Raw genomic sequence first — 24,493 nt, 5'->3', positions numbered from 1 at the left:
ACTCAAGCCAATCCCTGATCGACCCAGCCCTTGATCGAGGCCCAGACCACCGACAGAGGCAGCGACATGCCTTCGGCCAAGTCCATGGCGGCATCGAGAATGGAGGTTTCGTCTTCGAGATCGACCGTCCTGCTGTTGGTCACGGCCTTCCATTGCCGCCACAGCTCCGTGTCCTGCTCCTCGTCCAGCACGGGATGTCGGCCCTTGCGCTTGGGCAGACCGAGGATTTCACGGCGAAGCGCTACTTCCTGATGCGTCAAGCCATAGAACTTGCTGACCATCTCCGTGCTCGCGCCCAGCCTGAGCATGCGATCGACTGTGGCGATTTCCTTCTCCACGTCCTGCGCCTGCTGGAGCAGCCGCCGCAGCACTTCGCGGTTGACCGTCACTGAGCACCAGGAGACGTTGGCGTTGGCCAGCACGCTGATCAGCGCGGGATGCTTGAGGGCGTCCAGCTCTGCCTCGCCAAACCCCATCAGTTTGCAGCGGCGCAGTTGCCCATTGCGCAGGTCATAGAGGGCCTGGGCGATGACAGCCTGGTTGAGTGGGTGTGCTGTGGACATGCTGGCCTCCCTCGCTTAGGTTCCAGAGTCCGCAGCGCCGGCTTCGAGATCGAGCAGGCGGCGGGCCAGTCGCAGCAGGCGGAACAGCTTGACCAGCGCGGTGTCGCTCAATCGTCGGGTTACGTCGCCCTGGCCGTGCAGCAGCGCCGGCAGGTCGATGACGAGTTGCCCGTTGTCCAGACCGACATCGGCGGGCTGCTGACCGGCCAGGCAAGCCAACAGCGTATGGACGGCACGGCCCAGCGGCGCTGGGTTTGTGGTGCGAGCACGGCAGGCGAAGCCGATGCCGTCTGGGCGGTCATCGATGCACTCGCCCAGGTCTGCCTCGACCGCAATCTCGCGGGCAAACTGCGCGACGTGGATGCGCAGGTGCTCGGGTGTGTCCAGGCCGGGGGCGATGTACCAGACATCCGAGATCGGATAGAGCCCGCCGGCCTGCACCGGGATGGACTGCAAGACATTCGCCGAGAAGTCGTGCGGCAGTGGATCGCCCAACTGGTCGGCGACCATGCGCTGGATGGACTCAAGCCGTTCGGTCGTCGGCGCTGGCGAGACGATGTGCTCCCGAAGCACGTCGTCATCTACCGCCGGACTGGCTGCGCCAGAATGACTGGCGTCCGCGTCGCTCTCGCCCGTCGAGGGCGTTGCCGTCGGCCTCGCAGCAGGTGGCGCAGTATCGGCCGGTGGGCGCGCGATGGCTTCTGGCTCTGGCAAGGCAGGCGGCGTCGAGGGCGGCGTCGGCTCGCTGACCAAGGCCCGCTGGCGGCTCTCGGATTCGGTCATGTCCAAAGCGAGCACGTCGTAATCGACGTCCAGCAATTCGGTCATCTGGCCGATCAGCTCGTCCTGTACGCGCTGCGCAGAGAACTCGTCGGCCTGGACATCGAATTGCGACAGCACATCCTGAAAGAACTCGTCGAAGTCCTGAACCAGTGAGCGGCCTTTGGCGTAGTGCTCCCAGGTGCGCTCGCAGGCCTTGCGCATGACCGACAACCGCTCGACCTGGTGACGCCCCAGGCCGGCGTAGAGCACGGTCGGGATTGCGGGCAGCAGGTAGCGTACGGCGTCGGCCATCCGGCTGATGTGCGACTGCTGCACGGGGTATCCGTCCGCGGCCAGGCGGCGGGCCAGCTCGGACTGGCTCAGGGTGGAGCGGATTTCCAGTTCGTAGAACTCGCGCGCTTTCTCGACGCCCAAAGCGCGCTCGATGAAGGTGAGGCCACCGCGCAGTTCGTTTTCCGCAAGATGTCCGGTGAGCGCGACGATCTCGCCACGCTCGGGCCATGGGCGGAACAGGCATGAGATCCGAAAAAAACGTTCGTCCCTGGTCTCCGACCAGAGTTCGCGCAGGATTGCCAGTCGCGTGTTGCCGCCATTGCGGATGATGTAGTGATCGTCGCCGGGCCGCCGGGTGATGGCCGGAGCCGCGTCCAGGCCACGCTCGCGGATGGATGCCTTGATTTCCTCGTACACCGGATTGCGCTTCTTGCGCGGGTCGTGGTCGTAGGGGCGCANGCCTTGATTTCCTCGTACACCGGATTGCGCTTCTTGCGCGGGTCGTGGTCGTAGGGGCGCAACTGGTCGAGCGTCACGACCATGGGCGTGTCGGCGATCGGGTCGCTCAAGGTCGTTGCTGACGGGCCGCTGCGCTCGAACCCGGACGCAAGCAGTTTGCCGGCCATCTGCTGGGAGGTGATCTCAGTCATGGCCGCCCCCCTGCGCTTGGGATCGGGTCTCGCGCTCGGCACGACGGATCTGCGCACGGGCGTTGAGGGCTGCCCGGTGATCGCTGGCCGTCGAACTGGTGTAGATCGCGGCGCAGCCTGCCTTGGTGAACTTGAGGTGACCGCCCGCCGTGCGCTTGACGTGCCAGCCTTCGCCGACGGCGAACTCGATCAGGGCGCGCAGCCGATTGTGGCCTCGGGCCAGTTCATGTGCGTTCGCCATGGGGCCTCCTGATATCAAGAGGCTGTGGCGGACGGCCGGACACTGCGGCCAATCGATCCTGCCACTGCGGGAACAACTCGTCGGCAAGATCGCGCATGGTGGTGAGCGCGGCGGGAGCGACTCTGCCCACTGGCTGGCGGTACTCGACCCGATGCACCGGCAGGCCGCGCGTCGCGGCCCGCGGATAAGCCTCAATGGCCGGCACGTCGGTAGCCAGAACCCGAATGCCGGTGTGGCCCTGGAACAGATCGCGCAGCGCCTGCTGGATCAGCCGTGCGTTGGCGGACACCGGATGGACGCGGTTGATGAGCAGGTGCAACGGCGGCGGCTCGATGCCCAGGTGCCGGTACGGCGCAATGTCCGCCAGCAACTGCATGGTGCCGCGCCGCAGTTCGCGGGCGGCGAGGATTTCCGGGGTCACGGGCGACAGCGCGAGGTCGGAGGCCNCGATCGGGTCGCTCAAGGTCGTTGCTGACGGGCCGCTGCGCTCGAACCCGGACGCAAGCAGTTTGCCGGCCATCTGCTGGGAGGTGATCTCAGTCATGGCCGCCCCCCTGCGCTTGGGATCGGGTCTCGCGCTCGGCACGACGGATCTGCGCACGGGCGTTGAGGGCTGCCCGGTGATCGCTGGCCGTCGAACTGGTGTAGATCGCGGCGCAGCCTGCCTTGGTGAACTTGAGGTGACCGCCCGCCGTGCGCTTGACGTGCCAGCCTTCGCCGACGGCGAACTCGATCAGGGCGCGCAGCCGATTGTGGCCTCGGGCCAGTTCATGTGCGTTCGCCATGGGGCCTCCTGATATCAAGAGGCTGTGGCGGACGGCCGGACACTGCGGCCAATCGATCCTGCCACTGCGGGAACAACTCGTCGGCAAGATCGCGCATGGTGGTGAGCGCGGCGGGAGCGACTCTGCCCACTGGCTGGCGGTACTCGACCCGATGCACCGGCAGGCCGCGCGTCGCGGCCCGCGGATAAGCCTCAATGGCCGGCACGTCGGTAGCCAGAACCCGAATGCCGGTGTGGCCCTGGAACAGATCGCGCAGCGCCTGCTGGATCAGCCGTGCGTTGGCGGACACCGGATGGACGCGGTTGATGAGCAGGTGCAACGGCGGCGGCTCGATGCCCAGGTGCCGGTACGGCGCAATGTCCGCCAGCAACTGCATGGTGCCGCGCCGCAGTTCGCGGGCGGCGAGGATTTCCGGGGTCACGGGCGACAGCGCGAGGTCGGAGGCCAGCACCGCCATCTCCAGCAGCACCGAGCGCGCGCCCTGGGTGTCGATCAGCACCAGGTCGTAGAGGGGGTTCAGTATCGGCAGTAGGTGTCGCAGCCGCAGTCGCCCGTCTNGCCGGCCATCTGCTGGGAGGTGATCTCAGTCATGGCCGCCCCCCTGCGCTTGGGATCGGGTCTCGCGCTCGGCACGACGGATCTGCGCACGGGCGTTGAGGGCTGCCCGGTGATCGCTGGCCGTCGAACTGGTGTAGATCGCGGCGCAGCCTGCCTTGGTGAACTTGAGGTGACCGCCCGCCGTGCGCTTGACGTGCCAGCCTTCGCCGACGGCGAACTCGATCAGGGCGCGCAGCCGATTGTGGCCTCGGGCCAGTTCATGTGCGTTCGCCATGGGGCCTCCTGATATCAAGAGGCTGTGGCGGACGGCCGGACACTGCGGCCAATCGATCCTGCCACTGCGGGAACAACTCGTCGGCAAGATCGCGCATGGTGGTGAGCGCGGCGGGAGCGACTCTGCCCACTGGCTGGCGGTACTCGACCCGATGCACCGGCAGGCCGCGCGTCGCGGCCCGCGGATAAGCCTCAATGGCCGGCACGTCGGTAGCCAGAACCCGAATGCCGGTGTGGCCCTGGAACAGATCGCGCAGCGCCTGCTGGATCAGCCGTGCGTTGGCGGACACCGGATGGACGCGGTTGATGAGCAGGTGCAACGGCGGCGGCTCGATGCCCAGGTGCCGGTACGGCGCAATGTCCGCCAGCAACTGCATGGTGCCGCGCCGCAGTTCGCGGGCGGCGAGGATTTCCGGGGTCACGGGCGACAGCGCGAGGTCGGAGGCCAGCACCGCCATCTCCAGCAGCACCGAGCGCGCGCCCTGGGTGTCGATCAGCACCAGGTCGTAGAGGGGGTTCAGTATCGGCAGTAGGTGTCGCAGCCGCAGTCGCCCGTCTGGCGCGTGCAGCAGCAAGGTGTTCAGTTCGCCTCGGTGGTCGTTGGAGAGCACCAAGTCCAGGCCCGCGATGATCGTGCGGGACACAAGCTGGTCGAGGTCGCGCTCGTTGAAGGCCAGCAATTCATAGATACCGCCCGGCGCGCGGTGAGCCAGCTCATAGTATGAGGACAAGGTGGGCTGCACATCGAGGTCGAGCAGCAGCACGCGCAGTCCGGCGTCCGCAGCGAGACCGCCGAGGTTCGCAGCGGTGGTGGTCTTGCCGACCCCACCTTTGGTTGAAATGATGGATACGACCTGCATGGCGTTCTCCGTGTCAAGATGGAAAGTCCGCGGGAGAACGGGTCAGGCCCGGTTGTTGACGCGCTCGTCGATCCACTGATCGATTTCGATGGAGTCCCAGCCCACGGCGCGCACGCCCAGACGCAGGGCCTGCGGGAACTGGCGTTTCTTCATCAGGTTGTAGATGTGGGCGCGCTTGAAACCGGATTTCGCTTCGACTTCTTCCAGGCGCAGGATGCGGCGCTCGTTTGGCTGCAGTACAGATGTTTGCGACATGGCAGTCACTCCTGAACGCTCAGCGGCGTTTGTTGGCGTGACCTCTATTCAATAGACACGGCTGCGAAAAGACATTGCAAATGCAATCTCCGCGACTGCACATACAAGCTGGCAAATCTCAGCGGNGGTCAACGCCTCTTCATCGGGCCGGCCTTGCGGCTTTTTGCGCTGGGTCGAACGATGCTGGCCGAGAACCTTGCAGGCAAACCGCTCCGAGACGGAGAACTTCGCCATGACACGATCGACGCAACGGCGACGGCGAGCGGGGCTCAGAAGTTTCCCGAAGCAGCCTCTTTCAGGATCAGCTTCTCGAGTGTCAGGTCCGAGACCGCCTTGCGCAGCCGGTCATTCTCTTTCTCGAGCTCCTTCAGCCGCTTCACCTGGTCACCCTTCAGGCCACCGAACTCCTTGCGCCACCGGTAATACGTAAACTGCGTCACGCCGATCAAACGGACCGCTTCTCCGACAGAACGACCTTGCGACAACAGAACATCGACTTGGCGCAGCTTCGCCACGATCTCTTCGGGTTTGTGCTTCTTCTGGGGCATTCCAACGTCCTCCTACGGCTCAATAGCCTACTTCAGGGAGGACCACTTTTCAGGGGGCAGACCATGCGCCGCCTGATGGGTTTCGCGCGTTGGATGTTGGAGTTCTTGCTCNTGCAATCTCCGCGACTGCACATACAAGCTGGCAAATCTCAGCGGGAGGCGCTACGCAGCCGGCGCCTGGCGGTGGCAAACTTACCGTTCAATGTCCGCTCCGCGATGCCCATGGCGCCGCTGTGATGGGCAACCAGCGCGCTGACCACGGCCTCCTGCGTCTTGAAGCTGGAGTACGGCGTGCCCGATGGCGACTGGCCGAGCATCAGCTCCAACAGGCCGCCAACGATGTTCAGGTAGGTGGCCTCGGCTCGATCACTGATCGGACACTGCGCGCATGCCGGAATCACCGTGGGCTGCTTGAGCAGCGCGTCATGCTTGTCCTGCAACTCGCGAAGCTGACGTTTGGTCTGTTCCAGGACGGATTTCAAAGCCTGGCGTTCGACCAGCATGGCTTGCCCTGTTTCCAGAGAGATGAAGGGATGGGTGATGCGCTCGCTGCGGGAGAAGAGAAAGCCGGGCCGCTGCTCGGGGTAGTGCTGGCGCATCCAGCACTTCAGATCGACATGGCGCACCGTCAGATCAGGCGATTCGATCAACGTGGTGTCGCGCGTCGTGATGCCGTGCTGCCCGAAGGGCAGTTCCCCGTTGAGGATGCCGTCATAGATGCGGTCGGTGTACAGCCGCAGTTCGCCCAAACGTGGGCAGTCCAGCGACTGCGGCAGATTCATCGGCGACGAGACCGAAGCCAGAATCACCTGCTCGTATCGCAGCAGTCCGGCCCAGCGGATGGACGCTTCGAGNACCGGTCCAGCAGCTTGCGGCTGTGCTTGTCCAGCGACTGGATGTCGCGCACCAGATAGAAGATGCCGTGGCTGTCGGCGATCAGCAGGGTCTGCGGGCTCAGGCGCCGGATGTCCTCTTCGCCTCGCAGCGTGAACGAGGTCGGCCCGCGGTCGGTTTCGACCTTCCAGACGCTGGGCGTGGCGAAGCTGGACACGCTGGCCAGCTTGCGGATCTCGGGCATGAATTCCCGGCGCTGCAACTCTTCTTCGACCAACGCGCGCGCGGAGGCGGGCAGGTCGGACAGCTGTTCGATCCAGAGCAGTTCGCGGCCTTCGCCGGTCACCAGCGACAGGCCGCGGCCGGCCTCGCTGATCGGGAAGGCGCGCACCGGGATGACGCCCTCGTGGACCTCGCCCTCGGCGGACTGGAACTCCAGGCGCCCGAAGGCGTTGCGGCGCAATTGAAACGGCGGCAGGGTCATGGCGGTCATTCCGGTTGGCGTCAGGCCACGGCGGCCATGTCTTCACTGCCCGACGCCTGGGCGTCGGCCTCGGCCTGGCGCGCCTGCGCCTGATAGAGCCGGTAGTAGGCGCCCTCGCGCGCCATGAGTTCCTCGTGCGGCCCCTGCTCCACGATCTGGCCGCGGTCCAGCACCACCAGCCGGTCGGCCTTGCGCAGCGTGCTCAGGCGGTGGGCGATGGCGATCGTGGTGCGTCCGCGCACCAGGTTGTCGAGCGCCTTCTGGATTTCCTTTTCGGTGGTGGTGTCGACCGACGAGGTGGCCTCGTCCAGAATCAGGATGCGCGGGTCGATCAGCAGCGCGCGCGCGATCGAGATGCGCTGGCGCTCGCCGCCCGACAGCGCCTGGCCGCGCTCGCCCACCAGCGAGTCGTAGCCGTGCGGCAGCCGCAGGATGAACTCGTGCGCGTGCGCGGCGCGCGCCGCGGCCACGATCTCGTCGCGCGTGGCCTCGGGCTTGCCGTAGGCGATGTTCTCGGCGATGGTGCCGAAGAACAGGAAAGGCTCCTGCAGCACCAGGCCGATGTTGCGCCGGTAGTCGGCCACGCGCACCGAACGGATGTCGGCGCCGTCGACCAGCACCGCGCCTTCCGACACGTCGTAGAAGCGGCAGATCAGGTTGATCAGCGTGCTCTTGCCCGAACCGCTGTGGCCGACCAGGCCTATCATCTCGCCCGGCTCGATGTTCAGGTTCAGGCCGCGGATGACCTGGCGGTTGCCGTAGCGAAAGCCCACATCGCGCAGTTCGATGCGGCCGTCGATGTGCGGCAGCCTGGCCGGATTCTGCGGCTCCGGAACGCTGGAGACGTGGTCCAGGATGTCGAAGATGCGCTTGGCGCCGGCGGCCGCCTTCTGCGTGACCGACACGATGCGGCTCATCGAATCCAGGCGCGTGTAGAAGCGGCCGATGTACGCGAGGAACGCGGCCAGCACGCCGACGGTGATCTGCTTTTGCGACACCTGCCAGATGCCGAAGATCCACACCACCAGCAGGCCGACTTCGGTCAGCAGCGTGACCGTGGGCGAGAACAGCGACCAGGTGGTGTTGACCCGGTCGTTGACTTCCAGGTTGCGGTTGTTGGCCTCGCGGAAACGCGCGACCTCGCGCTTTTCCTGGGCGAAGGCCTTGACCACGCGGATGCCGGGTATGGTGTCGGCCAGCACGTTGGTGATTTCCGACCAGATGCGGTCGACCTTCTCGAAGCCGTGGCGCAGCCGGTCGCGCACCGCGTGGATCATCCAGATGATGAAGGGCAGCGGCACCAGCGTGACCAGCGCCAGCCAGGGATTGATCGACACCAGGATCACCGCCGTCATGACGATCATCAGGATGTCGGTGGCGAAGTCCAGCAGGTGCAGCGACAGGAACACGCAGATCCGGTCGGTCTCGCTGCCGATGCGCGAGATCAGGTCGCCAGTGCGCTTGCCGCCGAAGTATTCCAGCGAAAGCTGCTGCAGGTGTTCGTAGGTGGTGGTGCGCAGGTCGGCGCCGATGCGCTCGCTGACCCAGGCCAGGATGTAGGTGCGGGCCCAGCCCAGCCCCCAGGCCAGGAAGGCCGACGCCAGCAGGCCGCCCAGGTACAGGCGGACCTTGGCGTAGTCGATGGGCGCGCCGTTCTGGAACGGGATCAGCACGTCGTCCATCAGCGGCATGGTCAGGTACGGCGGCACCAGGGTGGCCGCCGTACCCATCAGCGTCAGCAGGAAACCGGCCAGCAGCGGGCCGCGGTAGGGCCGCGCGAAACGCCACAGGCGCAGCAGCGCCCAGGTGGAGGACGGCGCCGCCTGTTCCTGCTTGCACGTGGGGCACTCCTGCGCCCCCGCGGGAATGGCGTTGTTGCAGATCGTACAGGTGCGTTCGGCCGGCTCCTCGGCGGGGCGGCCGGACAGGCGGATGGCCTGCTGGGCCTCGAACTGCGCCAGCAGGCGCAGCGCGGCCGGGTTGCGGGCCAGGGTGAAGCGCCACGCGCCCAGGCGGGCGGCGTCGTCGTGCAGCTCCAGCAGCGCGGCGCCGGCGTGGTCGCTCAGGCCCAGCTTCAGCCCGGGGCCATAGGCCCAGGATTCCCAGCCGGCGTCGTCGGCGCGACGGGCCAGCAGGCGTCGGTCGGTGGCGGCGACCAGGCCGGGCCGGAATTGCAGACGGGCGTCCAGATCGGTCTCGACCCAGGCGAGCAGGCTCTCGCCATCGGCCAGTTCGGCGCGGATTTCATCCTGCCAGCGGGCAGGAACGGCAGCGGCCAAGCCGGAAAACAGGTGTGTTTTTTTCATTGAAGCGCATACCGGGCCAGGACTCTGCCCTACGAGGCCACCGGTTCGCCACCGGGAGGGGCGGGAAACGTGTCCCTTCCTTACAACACAACGAGTTAACGCCCTGAAGGCGTCGTATAGTATCAGCCGATTTTTCTAATTAGGAATATCTGGGATCCCCCGACTCGTTGGCATTATTCTAAAGGCGCAACCCCAATAAATTCGCGGTCTAGCATAGGGGCGTCCGCGCGTGCCAACCTGCTTCTTCAGCAAATTAAAACATGAAAAAGAAAGACATTGAATTTCTCGATGTCGTGGCTTTGCGCGGCCCGAACATTTGGACGTATCGCCCGGTTCTGGAAGCATGGGTGGATATCGGAGAGTTGGAGGACTATCCCTCCAACACGATTCCCGGCTTCTACGAACGCCTGACCGCATGGCTGCCCACGCTGATCGAGCACCGCTGCAGCCCGGGCGTGCGGGGCGGGTTCCTGTCCCGCGTGCGCGAAGGCACCTGGCCGGGCCACATCCTGGAGCACGTCACGCTGGAGCTGCAGAACCTCGCGGGGCTGCGCGGCGGCTTCGGCAAGGCCCGCGAAACCTCCACCCGCGGCGTCTACAAGGTGGTCGTGCGCGCCTGGCAGGAACAGGTCACCCGCGCCGCGCTGCAAGAGGCGCGCGACCTGGTCATGGCCGCCATCGAAGACCGCCCCTACGACGTGCCCGCCGCCGTCTCCAAGCTGCGCGGCCTGATCGACCAGCACTGCCTGGGTCCCAGCACCGCCTGTATCGTGGACGCCGCCGACGACCGCGACATCCCGTACATCCGCCTGTTCGAGGGCAACCTGGTGCAGTTCGGCTACGGCTCGGCGCAGCGCCGCATCTGGACGGCCGAGACCGACCGCACCGGCGCCATCGCCGAAGGCATCTCGCGCGACAAGGACCTGACCAAGGAGCTGCTGTCCACCTGCGGCGTGCCGGTGCCCGAAGGCCGCCTGGTCGACAGCGCGGAAGACGCCTGGGCGGCGGCCGAGGACATCGGCCTGCCGGTGGTCGTGAAACCCTATGACGGCAACCACGGCCGCGGCGTATTCACCAACCTGGTCACGCGCGAGGAAGTGGAATCGGCCTACCGCGTGGCGGTGGACGAAGGCAGCGGCGTGATCGTCGAACGCTTCGTGCTGGGCAACGAGCACCGCCTGCTGGTGGTCGGCGACCGCATGGTGGCCGCCGCCGCCGGCGAGCCGGCCTGGGTGACGGGCGACGGCAAGTCCACCATCGCCGAGCTGATCGACAGCCAGATCAATACCGACCCGCGCCGCGGCCGCACCGAAAACCACCCGCTGAATCCGGTGCGCCTGGATTCGGCGGCGCGCCTGGAGATCGCGCGCCAGGGCCTGTCCGAGGACGGCGTGCCGGCCGAAGGCCAGCGCGTGCTGGTGCAGCGCAGCGGCAACGTCGCCTTCGACGTGACCGACCGCGTGCATCCCAGCGTCGCCGCCACCGTGACCCTGGCCGCGCGCATCGTCGGCCTGGACATCGCCGGCGTGGACCTGGTGGCCGAAGACATCTCGCGCCCGCTGGACGAGCAGCGCGGCGCCATCGTCGAGGTCAATGCCGGCCCCGGCCTGCTGATGCACCTGAAGCCGGCCGACGGCGCGCCGCGTCCGGTGGGCCGCGCCATCGTCGACCACCTGTTCCCCGAGGGCGACAGCGGCCGCATCCCCATCGTGGGCGTGACCGGCACCAACGGCAAGACCGTGGTGGCGCGCCTGGTGGCGCGACTGCTGCACCTGTCGGGCAAGCGCACCGGCCTGGCCTGCAGCGAGGGCCTGTACCTCGACCGCCGCCTGGTGCAGAAAGGCGACCGCGCCGATTTCGATTCCGGCACGCGCCTGCTGATGAACCGCGACCTGGACGCCGCCGTCATCGAGAACGACAGCGGCGTGATCCTGGGCCAGGGCCTTTCCTACGACCGCTGCCAGGTCGGCGTGGTCACCAATATCGACGACGCCGACCACCTGGGCGACTTCGACATCAACGACACGGAGCGCATGTTCAATGTGTTCCGCACCCAGGTCGACGTGGTGCTGCCCGGCGGCGCGGCGGTGCTCAACGCGCGCGATCCGCAAGTGGTGGAGATGGCCGAGCTGTGCGACGGCGCGGTGATCTTCTTCGGCATCGACCCCGCCCTGCCCGCCATCGCCGCGCACCTGGCCCAGGATGGCCGCGCCGTGTTCGTGCGCGACGGCGCCATCGTGCTGGCGCAAGGCGCGCGCGAGGAAAAGCTGGCCGCCGTGGCCGCCATTCCGCTGACCCACGGCGGGCGCGTGGCCTTTCAGGTCGAGAACGTGCTGGCCGCGGTCGGCGCGGCCTGGGCGCTGGACATTCCGGTCGAACTGATCCGCGCCGGCATCGAGACCTTCGACATCGACCAGGCCGACGCGCCCTGGCAGTTCACGCTGTTCGAACGCAACGGCAGCACCGTGGTGGTCGACGACGTGCACAACGCCTCGGCCCTGCGCCCGCTGATCGCCGCCATCGACCAGTTCCCGTCGGCGCGCCGCGCCGCCGCCTATTCGGCCGGCGCCGACCGGCGCGACCAGGACCTGATCGAACAAGGCAGGCTGCTGGGCGACGCCTTCGACCGCGTGGTGCTCTACGACGACCTCACGGTGCGGAGCAAGCGCCCGCCGGGCCAGGCGCGCGCGCTGCTGCGCCAGGGCCTGGCGCAGGGTTCGCGGGTGCAGGAAGTGCTGGACGAGCCCGACCACGGCAAGGCGATCGACAGCCTGCTCAAGGGCATCGTCGCGGGCGACTTCATCCTGCTGCAATCGGACGAGGCGTTCTCCGGCCCCACCATCGACCTGGTCCGCCGCTGGATTCAGCAATACTGACAATATCCGCGCGCGCCCTGCGCATCGCGCGGGCGCGCGCGAGCTAGACAGGAATACCTGCCATGGAAGTTTCCCGTATCCGAGCCTTGCGCGGTCCCAATCTGTGGAGCAAGAACACGGCGATCGAGGCCATCGTCTCCTGCGCCGACGCCGAGTGCTCCATCGACAACCTGCCCGAGTTCGAAGCGCGCCTGCGCGCGCGGCTGCCGCAGACCGGGGTGCTGCGCCCCGAAGGCCACCAGGGCGCGGTGTCCATCGCCCACGTGCTGCAGATCGTCGCGCTGACGCTGCAGGCCCACGCCGGCTGCCCGGTCACGTTCGGCCGCGTCGCCTCCACCATCGAGCCCGGCGTGTTCCAGGTGGTGGTGGAATACAGCGAGGAGGAAGTCGGCCGGCTGGCCATGGAGCTGGCGCAGACGCTGGTGCGCGCCGCGCTGGACGACGCGCCGTTCGACCTGGCCGACGCCCTCAAGCGCCTGCGCGAGCTGGACGAAGACGTGCGCCTGGGCCCCAGCACCGGCTCCATCGTCAACGCCGCGGTCGCGCGCAATATTCCCTACCGCCGTCTGACGCAGGGCAGCATGGTGCAGTTCGGCTGGGGCAGCAAGCAGCGCCGCATCCAGGCCGCGGAGACCGACAGGACCAGCGCCATCTCCGAATCCATCGCGCAGGACAAGGACCTGACCAAGATGCTGCTGGACGCCGCCGGCGTGCCGGTGCCGATGGGACGCTCGGTCACCACCGCCGAAGACGCCTGGGCCGCGGCGCAGGAACTGGGCGGCCCGGTCGTGGTCAAGCCGCGCGACGGCAGCCAGGGACGCGGCGTGGCGGTCAATATCGAGACCCGCGAGCGCGTGATCCAGGCGTTCGAGGCAGCCGAGGAGATCAGCGCCGAGGTCATCGTCGAACGCTACATCCCGGGCCATGACTTCCGCCTGCTGGTGGTGGGCGGCTCGCTGGTGGCGGCCTCGCGCCGCGACCCGCCGCAGGTCACCGGCGACGGCCAGCACACCATTCGCCAGCTGGTCGACCAGGTCAACGCCGACCCGCTGCGCGGCGACGGCCACGCGACCTCGCTGACCAAGATCCGCTTCGACGACATCGCCCTGGCCACGCTGAAGAAGCAGGGCTTCGAGGCCGATTCCGTGCCGCCGGCCGGCACCCTGATCCTGCTGCGCAACAACGCCAACCTGAGCACCGGCGGCACGGCCACGGACGTGACCGACGAAGTGCATCCCGAGATGGCGGCGCGCGCGGTGTCCGCGGCCCGCATGATCGGGCTGGACATCTGCGGCGTGGACGTGGTGGCCGAAAGCGTGCTGTATCCGCTCGAGGACCAGCACGGCGGCGTGGTCGAAGTCAACGCCGCGCCCGGCCTGCGCATGCACCTGAACCCCTCGTTCGGCAAGGGCCGCGCGGTGGGCGAGGCCATCATCGCGAACATGTACGCCGACGGCGACGACGGCCGCATCCCGGTGGTGGCGGTGGCCGGCACCAACGGCAAGACCACCACGGTGCGCCTGACCGCGCACATCCTGGGCGTGGCCGGCAACCGGGTCGGCATGACCAATTCCGACGGCGTCTACGTGGACAATCTGCGCATCGACACCGGCGACTGCAGCGGCCCGCGCAGCGCCCGCAGCGTGCTGATGCATCCCGACGTGGACGCGGCCGTGTTCGAGACCGCGCGCGGCGGCATCCTGCGCGAAGGCCTGGCCTTCGACCGCTGCAACGTCGCCGTGGTCACCAACATCGGCATGGGCGACCACCTGGGCCTGGGCTACATCAGCACCGTCGAGGACCTGGCCGTGGTCAAGCGCGTGATCGTGCAGCACGTGCATCCCGACGGCACCGCCGTGCTGAACGCGGCCGACCCCATCGTGGCCGAAATGGCCGCGAGCTGCCCGGGCTCCATCACCTACTTCGCCGAGGACCGCAACCATCCGGTGATGGCCACGCACCGCGCGCAGGGCCTGCGCGCCGTGTACCGCGACGGCGACGCGATCGTGGCCGCGCAGGGCGCGGCGGAGACGCGCTATCCGCTGGCGGCGATTCCTCTCACGCGCAACGGCACGATCAGCTTCCAGGTCGAGAACGCCATGGCCTCGGTCGCCGCGGCCTGGGCGCTGGGCCTGAGCGAGGACGTGATCCGCCGCGGCCTGGCCAGCTTCGTCAACGACGCCCAGACCGCGCCCGGACGCTTCAACGTGTTCGACTACCGCGGCGCCACGGTGATCGCGGACTACGGCCACAACCCCGACGCCATCCTGGCGCTGGTGCGCGCGGTGGACGCCATGCCGGCCAAGCGCCGCTCGGTCGTCATCAGCGGCGCCGGCGACCGGCGCGACGAAGACATCCGCATGCAGACCGAGATCCTGGGCGAGGCCTTCGACGAGGTGGTGCTCTATCAGGACCAGTGCCAGCGCGGCCGCGCCGACGGCGAGGTGCTGGCCCTGCTGCAGCAGGGCCTGGCCAACGCCACGCGCAGCAAGCGCGTCGATGAGATCTACGGCGAGTTCCTGGCTATCGACACCGCGCTCGCGCGCCTGACGCCGGGCGACCTGTGCCTGATCCTGGTGGACCAGGTGGAAGAGGCGCTGGCGCATATCGCCGGCCGCATCGCGCAAGCCTGAAGCGGCGCGTCGGCGCAATGCAACGGGGCGCCCGCGGGCGCCCCTTTTTCATGCATGGCCGCTTGCGGCCCGGCTCAGCCGGCGGCGGCCGCCGCTGGCGCATTGGCCTGGTAGCGGTCCGTCACCTGCGCGCATCCCGTCGCCGCCATCGCGGCCAGCGCCAACAAGATCGCACTGCAAAGTCGTTGCGTCATCCCTGCTCCTCTTTCATTCCGCCCGCGCGGATTCCGCCACGACTATACCCTGCCGCGGCGCCCGGCTCCGCCCGTAGATCCCGTTACCAGCCTCCCCACAAAAGCGGACAAGACGTTGCCAGAATGTAACGTACGCCCCTAGTGCGCCTGCAACCCCTGCCGCCGGAAATTCCGCGAAGCCGCCCTCGCGGCGCCGTTACATTTGCCCACAGCCGCGTTTGACAGCGCTTGCCGGCGCCCCGTACGTTGAATACATGGCCTGCGCCGGCGGCATCCGCCAGACAGGCCGACTGATCAGTGTCCCACTCAACCGCGGGGGCAAGGTTTGTAGGCCGCAAACCCCGCCGCCGCATGCAAACGGAGAGGTCACCATGAATAACGACATCATCGCGGGCAAATGGAAACAACTGACGGGCAAGGCGAAAGCGGCCTGGGGCGAACTCACCGATGACGAGCTGACCCGCACCGAAGGCAACGCCGAACGCCTGGCGGGCCTGATCCAGGAACGCTACGGCAAGACCCGGGAAGAAGCCGAGAAGGAAGTCCGCGACTTCTTCGACCGCAATCCCTGATCCCTCACCCCACCAGGAGAAGCTGACATGTTGCACTACGCCGTCGTTTTCTTCGTCATCGCCATCATCGCGGCTGTCCTGGGTTTCGGCGGCATCGCCGCCGGCGCCGCGGGCATCGCCAAGATCCTGTTCTTCGTCTTCCTGGTACTGGCGCTGCTGTCCATCCTGGGCGGCGCATTCCGCAAGAAATAGAACCCGTACCCAAGGCATTCCGACCACTGTTGCGCCTCGAACGCGCCCAACCATATCAACAAGGAGCACGACTATGGAACTACGCAAGCTGATCGCCGCCGCCGCACTGGGCACGGGCGCCGCCTTCACTTCCATCGCCTTTGCCGCCGACGACGGCAAGCCGAAACAGTCCGTGGGTGAATATGCGTCCGACGCCACCGTGACCACCAAGGTCAAGGCAGCCTTCGTGGCCGACAAGCAGCTGAGCGCGCTCGACATCGCCGTGGAAACGAATAACGGCGTCGTCACCCTGACCGGCACCGTCGGCACCGCCGCCGAAGCCGATCACGCCGCCACCGTCACGCGCGGAGTCGAAGGCGTCAAGCAGGTGATGAACAACGTCAAGGTCGACCCTGCCAAGAACAAGCGTTAAGGCAAGATGGCTTCGGGCTGCGCCCGAAGCGGCAAACGGCGCCTGCATCGATATGCGGGCGCCGTTTTCTTTGCGGTTCCATGCGCGGACCCAAAGCCTTTGGGCCCCGGATCAGTGAATGCTTCGTCAGGACTTCATGCCTGGGTTGGGAGCGATATCGGCCTGCACGCCATGGATCTGCTTGCGCAAGGCGGGTAAGTCGCTCTGAATCTCTCAATATTGCGAATGACAGCGTCCTGCACCAGCTCATTGGCCAGGAACGAGGCTTCATCCATGTCGGACGTATAACGATGGATGCGATCGATCGCCTCCAGAATATGCGCGAGGTAGTCGGGGATGCGCTGCGCTTGCGTCATACCGGCACGGCTTCGGAGAGAATCCGGTTGCGAAACGCATCGGGCAAAGCCTTGGGAGTCAGCACGTCGACCGACACGCCGAGCAGACGTTGCAATTCCACTTGAATGGCGGCCACGTCCATCAGCGTCGTTTCCGCTGTCGGGTCGACGAGTATGTCCAAATCACTGCCTTCGGTATCCAGGCCGTACAGCACGGAACCGAAAACCCTGGCATTGCGGGCTCGATGGGATTCGACCACACGCCGGATCACGATGCGGTTCGAGTCCAGGGCTTCAGACGGTTTCATCGGGCGGTCTCCCTACATGGTCTGGTTCCACGGTAGTGCAACCGGCGCTGGAAGACAACCGCGCGATCAGATATCCACGACACCCCGCCCGATCTCCAGCGCGCGCCCGCCCACCTGGATGCGGCCGTCGGCCTGGACGTCCAGCAGCAGCCGGCATGGGCGGCCCATCTGGTCGCCCTGCTCCACCAGGATGCTGGCGGGCAAGGCATGGCCGCGATGGCGCAGCCAGCCGCCCAGGTTGGCGCAGGCCGAGCCGGTGCCGGCGTCCTCGTTCACGCCGCCGCCGGGCTTGGCGTAGAAGTAGCGGGCCACCACGACCTGCCGGCCGTCCTGCCTGCGGTCTCCGTCGAAGGCGAACACGTACAGGATCTTGCGATCCAGGCTGTTGGCCTGCCAGCGCTCGAGCCGCGAAACGTCGGGCGCGGCGCGGCGCACCGCGTCCACGCTGGCCAGCGGCGCCAGCAGCTGGTCCGCGCCGGTGTCCACCCAGATCGGGTCGTCCAGCAGGTCCGACTCGTCCAGCCCGGCCAGGCCGGCGATCTCTGCCCGGCCCAGCGTCGGCGGCGCGGTGCGCACGCCGTCGGGACAGGGCGCGGTGAAGGTCCAGGCGTCGCCTTGCGCGGTCACCGGCACGACGCCGGCCGTGAATTCCAGTGTCAGCGCATCGCCGGTCTTGAACAGGTCGCGCACCACTTGCGAAGTGCCGATGGTGGGATGGCCGGCGAATTTCATTTCGTAGCCCGGCGTGAAGATGCGCACGCGCGCGTCGGCGCGCTGCGACGGCAGGATGAACGTGGTTTCGGACAGGTTGAATTGCGCCGCCAGATTGAGCATGGTGGCGTCGTCCATGCCGCGCGCGTCTTCGAAGACGCACAACTGGTTGCCGCCGAACGTGGTGGCGGCAAAAACATTGAGCAGGCGGAAAGCGTATGAAGCCATGGGAGCAGGCGATGTCGTGGAAGCGGCCCTCCACTTTATCGCAGCCCCCCGGGGCCGGCTACCAGATCGCGAAGAACAGCACCCAGGCGATGCAGAACGGCGCCAGCCCGGCCGCCAGCGTCAGCCAGGCCAGGCCCTTGCGCCAGGCGCTGGCCGCGCGCGGCTTGAGCAGGCGCGCATACAGGCGCAGCGTCCACAGCACCGCCAGGCTCAACAGCGTGAAGCGCACCGGCGCGGCCCACGCAGCCTCCACGCCCTCGTGCTTGAGCAGGTTGATGGTGGTGGCCGACAGGCCCAGGAACACGCCGATGCCGGCCGACGGGATCAGGGCCTGGGCCAGCTTGTGCAGGCCCGGACGGCCCCAGCGCCCCGCGGTTTCGCCCGGCTCGGGCGCGGCCGGGGCCAGGCGGTCGGCGATCCACAGCGACAGGAAGGCCGCGCCGCCGACGCTGATCGCGGCGCCGAAGACGAACAGCAAGATGCCCGCGCCGTCCAGCCACGAAAAGCTGTCGTTGACTTCGGGGTAATGGGTCAGGATGAACCAGGGCGCGTTGTCCAGCAGCGGCCACATGATGTCGTGCTCGACCAGCCACGTGGCCGCCCATTGCTTGGCGGTCACGTACCAGGGGCTGGCGGTCCAGAGGAAGGCGCCCATGGCGATGCCCATCATGCCGAAGCACAGCAGCGCCGTCTGCCAGGGATCGCCCGAGGCGACGCGGACGATTTCCTCTTCGGGCGAACGCGGGGTCAGCTGGATCGCGCCGCGGTAGCCGCTGCAGCGTCCACAGACGTGGCAATCGCCCGCGCCCTTCATGTGGCGCAGCGGCACCAGCGGCGCGCAGTTGATGGGTTCGATGCGGATGACGGGATGGCGCCATTTTTCTTCATCGACCTTGAAGTGCCACGGCGCCAGCTTGGCCAGCAGGTTGAACACGCCGTTGACCGGGCACAGGTATTTGCACCAGACCCGCTTGCTGCGGCCATAGCGCCAGCCGACCACCATGGCGGCCGCCGTGGAACCGCCCAGCACCGCCAGCACCGCCAGCGGATACTGGTACACGCTGACGAGCTGGCCGTAGATGGTGGTCAGCGCGAACGCCACGAACGGCCAGCCGCCCCAGCGTATCCATTTGGGAATCGCCAGCCCCTTGCCGCGTTCGCTGGCCCATTCGGTCAGCATGCCCTCGGGGCACAGCCAGCCGCACCAGGCGCGGCCGAGGATCGGCATGGAGATGAGCACGAACGGCCACCACACGCCCCAGAACGCGAACTGCGCGACGATGGTCAGGTTGTTGAACACCGATGACGCGTTGTCCGGCAGCGGCAGCAGCACGGGCACGATCAGCAGGAATGCGTATATCGCGACGATGCCCCACTGCAGCTTGCGCAGCAGCGGGGCATGGTCGCGGAGGAAATCGGCGATACGGGAGGTCGCCCTCCCGAGTGCAGCAGCCATGGTCTAGCCTTCGAGTGTTCGGTCCGGTGCGGCTCCGGGTCAGGACGCGCTGCGGGCCGCCGACGCCGCCCGGCCGGGCTTTGCATCGGCCCAGCGCAGCAGCGCCCAGACGGCGAGCCAGTACGCCGCCCACAACAGCACCGAGATCAGGGCGGGATAGGCGCGGTAGCCGGCGAAGTCGGCCAGCACCTTGCCCAGGCCGGTGCTGTCGTCCAGCAGCCAGGAGCTGTCCCAGACCGGATCGACCAGCGTGGGCAGCACGTCCAGGGAAATCAGGTGGTCCAGGCCGCCGACCAGCAGCGAGCCGGCCAGCAGCAGCAGCAGGATTTCGGTCACGCGGAAAAAGCGGCGCCAGGTGATGAGCTTGCCGCCCAGCTGCAGCAGCCAGAAGGTCAGCAACGCCATCGCGAAGCCGGCGACGCCGGCCAGCGCCAGCATCAGCATGCTGCTGCCGTCGCTGCCGGCCGACACGGTGCCGTACAGGAACACCACGGTTTCGCTGCCTTCGCGGGCCACGGCGATGGCCACCAGCACGAACAGGCCCCACCAGTTGTCGTTGGCGATGGACGCCCGCGCGCCGCCTTCGAGTTCGCCCTTGAGCGTGCGGCCGTGCTTCTTCATCCACACCACCATCTGCACCACCAGCGCGCAGGCGGCCAGCGACATGATGGCCTGGAACCATTCCTGGCCTTCGTCGCTGAGCCAGGACGACACGCCCAGCAGCACCAGCGCCAGCGCCACGGCCAGGGCCAGGCCGCCGGCCACGCCGCCCCACAGGTAGTTCAGCCCGCGCTTGCCTTCCGGCGTGGAGCGCAGCCAGGTGTACAGAATGCCCACCACCAGCATGGCTTCGACGCTTTCACGCCAGACGATGAATAGAACCTGTTCCATGTATAGGTACCGCGTTATTCCTTGGGTTTGACGACCAGGGTGCCTTTCACGCTCTGGTGAAAGTCGTCAAAGAACGGATATTCGCCCGGGCGCGAAATGGTGATCACCACGAAGGATTTCACCCCCGGGCCCAGGACTTTTTCCTTGCGCAGCGGAATGCTTTCGAATTCCACCGGCTCGTTGCTTTCGTTGATGAGTTCGATCTTGAAACGGCCCGCCGGCACTTCCAGCGTGGCGGGCTCGAACGTGCCGTCGGGCTTGAACTTCAGGGTGAAGGTGGGCAGGTCGGCCGCCCGCGCGGGCGCCGTGCCGGCCAGGCCGGCCAGGCCGATCAGCAATGCGGCGGCGACGCGGAGCAGGCGTTTCACGATCAGTAGCCGCCCTTCTTGCCGGTGCCGGCAAAGACGAATTCATATTCCAGGTCGAACGGCTCGAACCACGGACCCACGCCGGTTTCCTTGTCGATGTGGCGGCCGAAGTGGCTCATCTTGTCTGCCGTCGGCGGCAGGATAGAGTACTTCAGCTTGTACTTGCCCGGACCTTCCAGCTTGATGTTTTCGCCATAGTGCGGGCCGTCGTTGGCGACCATGGGCATGAAGGTGCCCTTCTGGATCTTGTCGCTGCCGACCTTCTGGATCTCGTACTTCACGACCAGGTAAGGCACCCACTCGCCCTCGGGAAAACCGGTCTTGTTGCCGGCGGTGGCGTGGATGTCGGCCTCGAGGTGGACGTCCGAATCCTTCGCCGGACGCATCATTCCGGGCGGGTCCATTTCGATCGGCTGCAGGTACACGGCGCCGATTTCCATGCCGCCCTTCTCCACCGGCTTGCCGATGGGGTATTCGGCCGCATGCGCGGCGGAAGCACTCAGCGCGACGATGGCCAGGGCCAAGGCTTTCTTGAACATGTGCATAATCCTCGAGACACGAATGAAGTGGCGGCTCAAAAACATAAACAAGAACCGTTTTCATTAATGTAACCAAAACAACTGACATATCCCTGAACCTGCGCCTGGGAAAATTCCGAGATCGTTGCGTTTGGTCAAGCGCGCTTCGCGGCCCGGCGCGGCGGCCGGCAAAACAAAACGCCCCCGCAGGGGCGTGCACATTCAAGGTGTGGCGCGACGGCGCGGCTACTTGCGGCCCGGGCCCTGCGTGCCGCCCGGCGTGAACGGGAAGGTCGAGAACATTGCGCGCGTCTGGTCCTGCATCTGGTCCTGCATTTGCACGAACAGGTTTTTGCTCTGGTCGATGTAGTTGTTCATCATGTTCTGCAGCATGGGCGTCTGCACGTTCATGAACTGGGCCCAGGCCTCGGGTCCGAACTGGCTGCCGTACAGGCCCTTGGACTGCTCGGCCATGCGCTGCTGGATTTCCATGAAGGCCTGGATGTTCTTCTCCAGGTACGAACCCATGATGCCCTGCATGGCGTGGCCGTAGAAACGGATGATCTGCGACAGCATGTTCGAGGAGAACATGGGCATGCCGCCGCTTTCCTCTTCGAGAATGATCTGCAGCAGGATGGAGCGGGTCAGGTCTTCGCTGCTCTTGGCGTCGACGACCTGGAACTCCTCGTTGGCCAGGACCAGTTGCTTGACATCGGCGAGCGTGATGTAGGTGCTGGTCCGGGTGTCGTACAGGCGACGGTTGGGGTACTTTTTAATCAGGCGCAGGCTGGCGCCGGTTTGTGCTTGCGTCATGGTTGTCCCCGGATCGGGCGATCTCTAAGACTTAGAATAAGGTTAGTGTAATGCCGGACGGCCCTCTCCCCGAGACCGTCCGGCGCCAGGGGGCCGCCTGCCGGCGGCCGGTGTGCGTCAGCCCATGTGCAGGCCGCCGTTGAGCGAGAAGTCCGCTCCGGTCGAGAAGCCCGACTCATCCGAGGCCAGCCACGACGTGATCGACGCGATTTCCTCCGGGGTGCCGAGGCGGCGCACCGGAATGGTGGCGACGATCTTTTCCAGCACGTCGGGACGGATGGCGCGGACCATGTCGGTGCCGATGTAGCCGGGCGACACGGTGTTCACCGTGACGCCCTTGCTGGCCACTTCCTGCGCCAGCGCCATGGTGAAGCCGTGGATGCCGGCCTTGGCCGTGGAATAGTTGGTCTGGCCGAACTGCCCCTTCTGGCCGTTGACCGAGCTGATGTTGACGATACGGCCCCACTGGCGCTCGACCATGTCGTCGATCACCTGCTTGGTCACGTTGAAAAGACTGTTGAGGTTGGTGTCGATGACGGCGCGCCAGTCGTCGGCGCTCATCTTGCGGAACAAGCCGTCGCGCGTGATGCCGGCGTTGTTGACCAGCACGTCGACCGGACCGAGGTCGCGCTTGACCCGCTCGAAGGCCTCCACCGTGGAGTCCCAGTCGGACACATTGCCCACGGACGCGTAGAACGTATAGCCCTGCGCGGCCTGTTCGTCCAGCCACTGCTGGTAATTGCGGCTGGGGCCGCAGCCTGCCACCACGCGAAAGCCATCTTTGGCCAGGCGCTGGCAAATTGAGGTGCCGATCCCGCCCATCCCGCCTGTAACGTAAGCCAGTTTTCCGCTCATTGGATTTCCTCCTGTGTGCGACGGACGCCTCGTTGATTGATTTACTGCCCCGGGCCTACCGCAATCCGCGGTTTCAGGCTGCCCGGACCTTCACATACCTGCCAGGCGCCGGTTCGATCGGCCGGTGCCTGGCGTTGCCCAACTTGGTTCGCGCCTTGACCTGCTTGCCGGAATGGCCGGCCAGCCAATGGGTCCAGTCCGGCCACCAGCTGCCGGGCTGCTCCACCGCCTGCGCCAGCCAGGCGTTGGGATCGCCGGGCAGGTAATGGCCCGATTGTTCGAGTTCGTCCGCCACCCAGTAGCTGCGGCGTTTCTTGGCCGGCGGATTGACCACGCCGGCGATATGCCCGGAAGCCCCCAGCACGAAACGCTGCGGACCGCGCAGCACCTGGGTGGACGCATAGGCCGAGACCCAGGGCACGATGTGGTCCTCGCGCGAGCCGAAGATGTATGCCGGCATCTGCAGGCGCGTCAGGTCCAGCGGCAGGCCCGCGGCCTGCGCGCCGCCGGGCACCTTCAGATTGTTTTCGAGGTAGGTGTTGCGGAAGTACCAGGAGAAGAAGGGACCGGGCAGATTGGTGCTGTCGCCGTTCCAGAACAACAGGTCGAAGGCAGGCGGCGTCTGGCCCTTCAGATAGTTGCCGACCACGTAGTTCCAGACCAGTTCGTTGGGCCGCAGGAACGAGAAGGTGGTGGCCAGCTCGCGCCCCGGCATCAGCCCGCCCTTGCCCAGCTGATGGTCGCGCAAAAGCGCGTGGGCCTCGTCGACGAACACGTTCAGCACGCCCGTGTTGTGGAAGTCCAGCAGCGACGTCAGCAGCGTCAGCGAGGCCACCGGATGCTCGCCGCGCGCTTCGGCCAGCGCCAGCGCCGAGGCCAGCATCGTGCCGCCCACGCAGAAACCCAGTGCGTTGACCTGCGGCTGGCCGGTGATGTCGCTGGCCACCCGCAGCGCCTGCAGCACCGCGTTGTCCAGGTAGTCGGACCAGGTGGCGCGGTCCACGCCGTCGGTGTCGCTGGCGACCGGATTGCGCCACGAGATCAGGAAGACCGTGAAACCCTGCTCCACCGCATGCCGCACGAAGGAGTTCTCGGGCTGCAGGTCGAGGATATAGAACTTGTTGATGTTGGGCGGCACGATGACCAGCGGGCGCTCGTGCACGGTGGCGGTGGACGGCGCGTACTGGATCAGCTGGAAGAGCGGATTCTCGTACACGACCTCGCCGGGCGTCACTGCCACGTTGCGGCCGATCTCGAACTTGGTCTCGTCGGTCTGCGTGATGCGGCCTTTCTTGACGTCGCCCAGCAGATTGGCCAGGCCTTCATTCAGCGCGCGGCCGGCGCTTTCGACGATGGATTGCTGCGCGTCCGGATTCAGCGCCAGGAAGTTCGACGGCGACAGCGCGTCGACCCACTGCATGATGGAAAAGCGCAGCCGCTCGCGCAAGGGTTCGCTGACCTGCGCGGCGTCGACCATGCGCGACATGGCGCGAGCCGACAACAGATAGGTGTGCGCCAGCAGCAGGTGCGAGTGATTGGCGGCCCAGGCCTGGCCCGCGAAACGGCGGTCCGGCGGCGGGGCGAGCGCGCCGCGGCGTGCATCATCGCAAAGGCGTTGCCATTCGCGAGAGAATTCGGCCTGTATGTCGGCCAGTGCTTCCGGTGCCACGCTCACCGGAATGGGCCCTGCGGCGGAGAGATTGGCATTCACTTCGACA

The 24,493-nt window shown here is 66.7% G+C and carries 24 protein-coding genes and 4 pseudogenes; 5 read left to right on the top strand and 23 right to left on the bottom strand.

The window, feature by feature from the left end:
- Window positions 1-2: 2 nt before the first annotated feature.
- The 13 genes and pseudogenes from C1I89_RS21260 to C1I89_RS21200 form a co-directional block, all read right to left on the bottom strand.
- Complete coding sequence (locus C1I89_RS21260) at window positions 3-563, bottom strand: DUF2857 domain-containing protein (RefSeq protein WP_022579830.1); 561 nt, start codon at window positions 561-563, stop codon at window positions 3-5.
- 15 nt (window positions 564-578) lie between these two features.
- Window positions 579-2,269 (bottom strand): annotated as a pseudogene (locus C1I89_RS21255) (ParB family protein).
- Window positions 2,262-2,510 (bottom strand): hypothetical protein, encoded by a 249-nt coding sequence (locus C1I89_RS21250; RefSeq protein WP_022579828.1) that lies wholly within the window; start codon window positions 2,508-2,510, stop codon window positions 2,262-2,264. Before C1I89_RS21250 ends, C1I89_RS21255 begins: the two are co-directional and overlap by 8 nt.
- A pseudogene (locus C1I89_RS21245) lies at window positions 2,494-2,958 on the bottom strand (ParA family protein); the annotation flags it as partial. The gene C1I89_RS21250 and the pseudogene C1I89_RS21245, both read right to left, overlap by 17 nt.
- A gap of 88 nt (window positions 2,959-3,046) precedes the next feature.
- The gene (locus tag C1I89_RS21240; protein ID WP_022579828.1) at window positions 3,047-3,295 is read right to left on the bottom strand and encodes a hypothetical protein; all 249 of its coding nucleotides are present in this window, start codon (window positions 3,293-3,295) and stop codon (window positions 3,047-3,049) included.
- Window positions 3,279-3,851, bottom strand: a pseudogene (locus C1I89_RS21235) (ParA family protein); the annotation flags it as partial. The pseudogene C1I89_RS21235 and the gene C1I89_RS21240, both read right to left, overlap by 17 nt.
- A 27-nt stretch (window positions 3,852-3,878) precedes the next feature.
- A complete protein-coding gene (locus tag C1I89_RS21230; RefSeq protein WP_022579828.1) occupies window positions 3,879-4,127 on the bottom strand; it encodes a hypothetical protein in 249 nt (82 codons plus the stop codon).
- Window positions 4,111-4,986 (bottom strand): ParA family protein, encoded by an 876-nt coding sequence (locus C1I89_RS21225; protein ID WP_102774525.1) that lies wholly within the window; start codon window positions 4,984-4,986, stop codon window positions 4,111-4,113. The genes C1I89_RS21230 and C1I89_RS21225 overlap by 17 nt, the downstream gene beginning before the upstream one ends.
- Window positions 4,987-5,028: 42 nt before the next feature.
- Complete coding sequence (locus C1I89_RS21220) at window positions 5,029-5,241, bottom strand: AlpA family transcriptional regulator (protein WP_003158604.1); 213 nt, start codon at window positions 5,239-5,241, stop codon at window positions 5,029-5,031.
- Between the two features lie 126 nt (window positions 5,242-5,367).
- Window positions 5,368-5,789 (bottom strand): annotated as a pseudogene (locus C1I89_RS21215) (transposase); the annotation flags it as partial.
- A 149-nt stretch (window positions 5,790-5,938) separates the two neighbouring features.
- Complete coding sequence (locus tag C1I89_RS21210) at window positions 5,939-6,571, bottom strand: hypothetical protein (protein ID WP_440130651.1); 633 nt, start codon at window positions 6,569-6,571, stop codon at window positions 5,939-5,941.
- 23 nt (window positions 6,572-6,594) lie between these two features.
- Window positions 6,595-7,107 (bottom strand): cyanophycin metabolism-associated DUF1854 family protein, encoded by a 513-nt coding sequence (locus C1I89_RS21205; RefSeq protein WP_102774568.1) that lies wholly within the window; start codon window positions 7,105-7,107, stop codon window positions 6,595-6,597.
- Window positions 7,108-7,127: 20 nt separating this feature from the next.
- Complete coding sequence (locus C1I89_RS21200) at window positions 7,128-9,413, bottom strand: cyanophycin metabolism-associated ABC transporter (protein WP_102774524.1); 2,286 nt, start codon at window positions 9,411-9,413, stop codon at window positions 7,128-7,130.
- A 260-nt stretch (window positions 9,414-9,673) separates the two neighbouring features.
- On the opposite strand from C1I89_RS21200, the gene cphA (C1I89_RS21195) reads away from it, so the two are divergent.
- From cphA (C1I89_RS21195) to C1I89_RS21175, 5 genes are all read left to right on the top strand, one after another.
- Window positions 9,674-12,289: a cyanophycin synthetase gene (gene cphA, locus C1I89_RS21195; RefSeq protein WP_102774523.1), complete on the top strand. Its 2,616-nt coding sequence runs from the start codon at window positions 9,674-9,676 to the stop codon at window positions 12,287-12,289.
- 62 nt (window positions 12,290-12,351) lie between these two features.
- Complete coding sequence (cphA, locus tag C1I89_RS21190) at window positions 12,352-14,922, top strand: cyanophycin synthetase (RefSeq protein WP_102774522.1); 2,571 nt, start codon at window positions 12,352-12,354, stop codon at window positions 14,920-14,922.
- Window positions 14,923-15,487: 565 nt separating this feature from the next.
- Complete coding sequence (locus C1I89_RS21185; RefSeq protein WP_042792487.1) at window positions 15,488-15,688, top strand: CsbD family protein; 201 nt, start codon at window positions 15,488-15,490, stop codon at window positions 15,686-15,688.
- 27 nt (window positions 15,689-15,715) lie between these two features.
- Entirely contained in the window at window positions 15,716-15,880 is a 165-nt protein-coding gene (locus C1I89_RS21180) for a DUF1328 domain-containing protein (protein ID WP_006389411.1), read from the top strand.
- A gap of 73 nt (window positions 15,881-15,953) precedes the next feature.
- Window positions 15,954-16,292 carry a BON domain-containing protein gene (locus tag C1I89_RS21175; RefSeq protein WP_102774521.1) on the top strand — a complete coding sequence of 113 codons (339 nt, stop codon included), beginning with the start codon at window positions 15,954-15,956 and terminating at the stop codon, window positions 16,290-16,292.
- Between the two features lie 134 nt (window positions 16,293-16,426).
- On the opposite strand, the gene C1I89_RS35620 is transcribed toward C1I89_RS21175, so the two are convergent.
- From C1I89_RS35620 to phaC, 10 genes are all read right to left on the bottom strand, one after another.
- Entirely contained in the window at window positions 16,427-16,648 is a 222-nt protein-coding gene (locus C1I89_RS35620) for a HepT-like ribonuclease domain-containing protein (RefSeq protein ID WP_102774520.1), read from the bottom strand.
- Window positions 16,645-16,935 carry a nucleotidyltransferase family protein gene (locus tag C1I89_RS21165; protein WP_102774519.1) on the bottom strand — a complete coding sequence of 97 codons (291 nt, stop codon included), beginning with the start codon at window positions 16,933-16,935 and terminating at the stop codon, window positions 16,645-16,647. The genes C1I89_RS35620 and C1I89_RS21165 overlap by 4 nt, the downstream gene beginning before the upstream one ends.
- Before the next feature lie 66 nt (window positions 16,936-17,001).
- Window positions 17,002-17,874, bottom strand: a complete 873-nt coding sequence (locus C1I89_RS21160; protein ID WP_102774518.1) for a PhzF family phenazine biosynthesis protein — start codon at window positions 17,872-17,874, stop codon at window positions 17,002-17,004.
- A 58-nt stretch (window positions 17,875-17,932) separates the two neighbouring features.
- Window positions 17,933-19,330 (bottom strand): 4Fe-4S binding protein, encoded by a 1,398-nt coding sequence (locus C1I89_RS21155; protein WP_102774517.1) that lies wholly within the window; start codon window positions 19,328-19,330, stop codon window positions 17,933-17,935.
- 39 nt (window positions 19,331-19,369) lie between these two features.
- A complete protein-coding gene (locus tag C1I89_RS21150) occupies window positions 19,370-20,221 on the bottom strand; it encodes an FTR1 family iron permease (RefSeq protein WP_102774516.1) in 852 nt (283 codons plus the stop codon).
- Window positions 20,222-20,235: 14 nt separating this feature from the next.
- A complete protein-coding gene (locus tag C1I89_RS21145; RefSeq protein ID WP_440130656.1) occupies window positions 20,236-20,595 on the bottom strand; it encodes a cupredoxin domain-containing protein in 360 nt (119 codons plus the stop codon).
- Window positions 20,592-21,128, bottom strand: a complete 537-nt coding sequence (locus C1I89_RS21140; protein WP_102774515.1) for an iron transporter — start codon at window positions 21,126-21,128, stop codon at window positions 20,592-20,594. Before C1I89_RS21140 ends, C1I89_RS21145 begins: the two co-directional genes overlap by 4 nt.
- 225 nt (window positions 21,129-21,353) lie before the next feature.
- Window positions 21,354-21,920 carry a polyhydroxyalkanoate synthesis repressor PhaR gene (phaR, locus tag C1I89_RS21135; RefSeq protein ID WP_042792481.1) on the bottom strand — a complete coding sequence of 189 codons (567 nt, stop codon included), beginning with the start codon at window positions 21,918-21,920 and terminating at the stop codon, window positions 21,354-21,356.
- Window positions 21,921-22,037: 117 nt separating this feature from the next.
- Window positions 22,038-22,775 (bottom strand): acetoacetyl-CoA reductase, encoded by a 738-nt coding sequence (gene phbB / locus C1I89_RS21130; RefSeq protein ID WP_102774514.1) that lies wholly within the window; start codon window positions 22,773-22,775, stop codon window positions 22,038-22,040.
- Window positions 22,776-22,848: 73 nt separating this feature from the next.
- Window positions 22,849-24,486, bottom strand: coding sequence for a class I poly(R)-hydroxyalkanoic acid synthase (gene phaC / locus C1I89_RS21125; RefSeq protein WP_102774513.1), 1,638 nt, complete (start codon window positions 24,484-24,486; stop codon window positions 22,849-22,851).
- Window positions 24,487-24,493: the final 7 nt, after the last annotated feature.

It is taken from the genome of Achromobacter pulmonis (assembly GCF_002885955.2).
Taxonomy (GTDB): Bacteria; Pseudomonadota; Gammaproteobacteria; order Burkholderiales; family Burkholderiaceae_B; genus Achromobacter; species Achromobacter pulmonis_A.
Note: the sequence above shows the minus strand (reverse complement) of the source record. Positions and strands in the feature narration are given on the sequence as shown.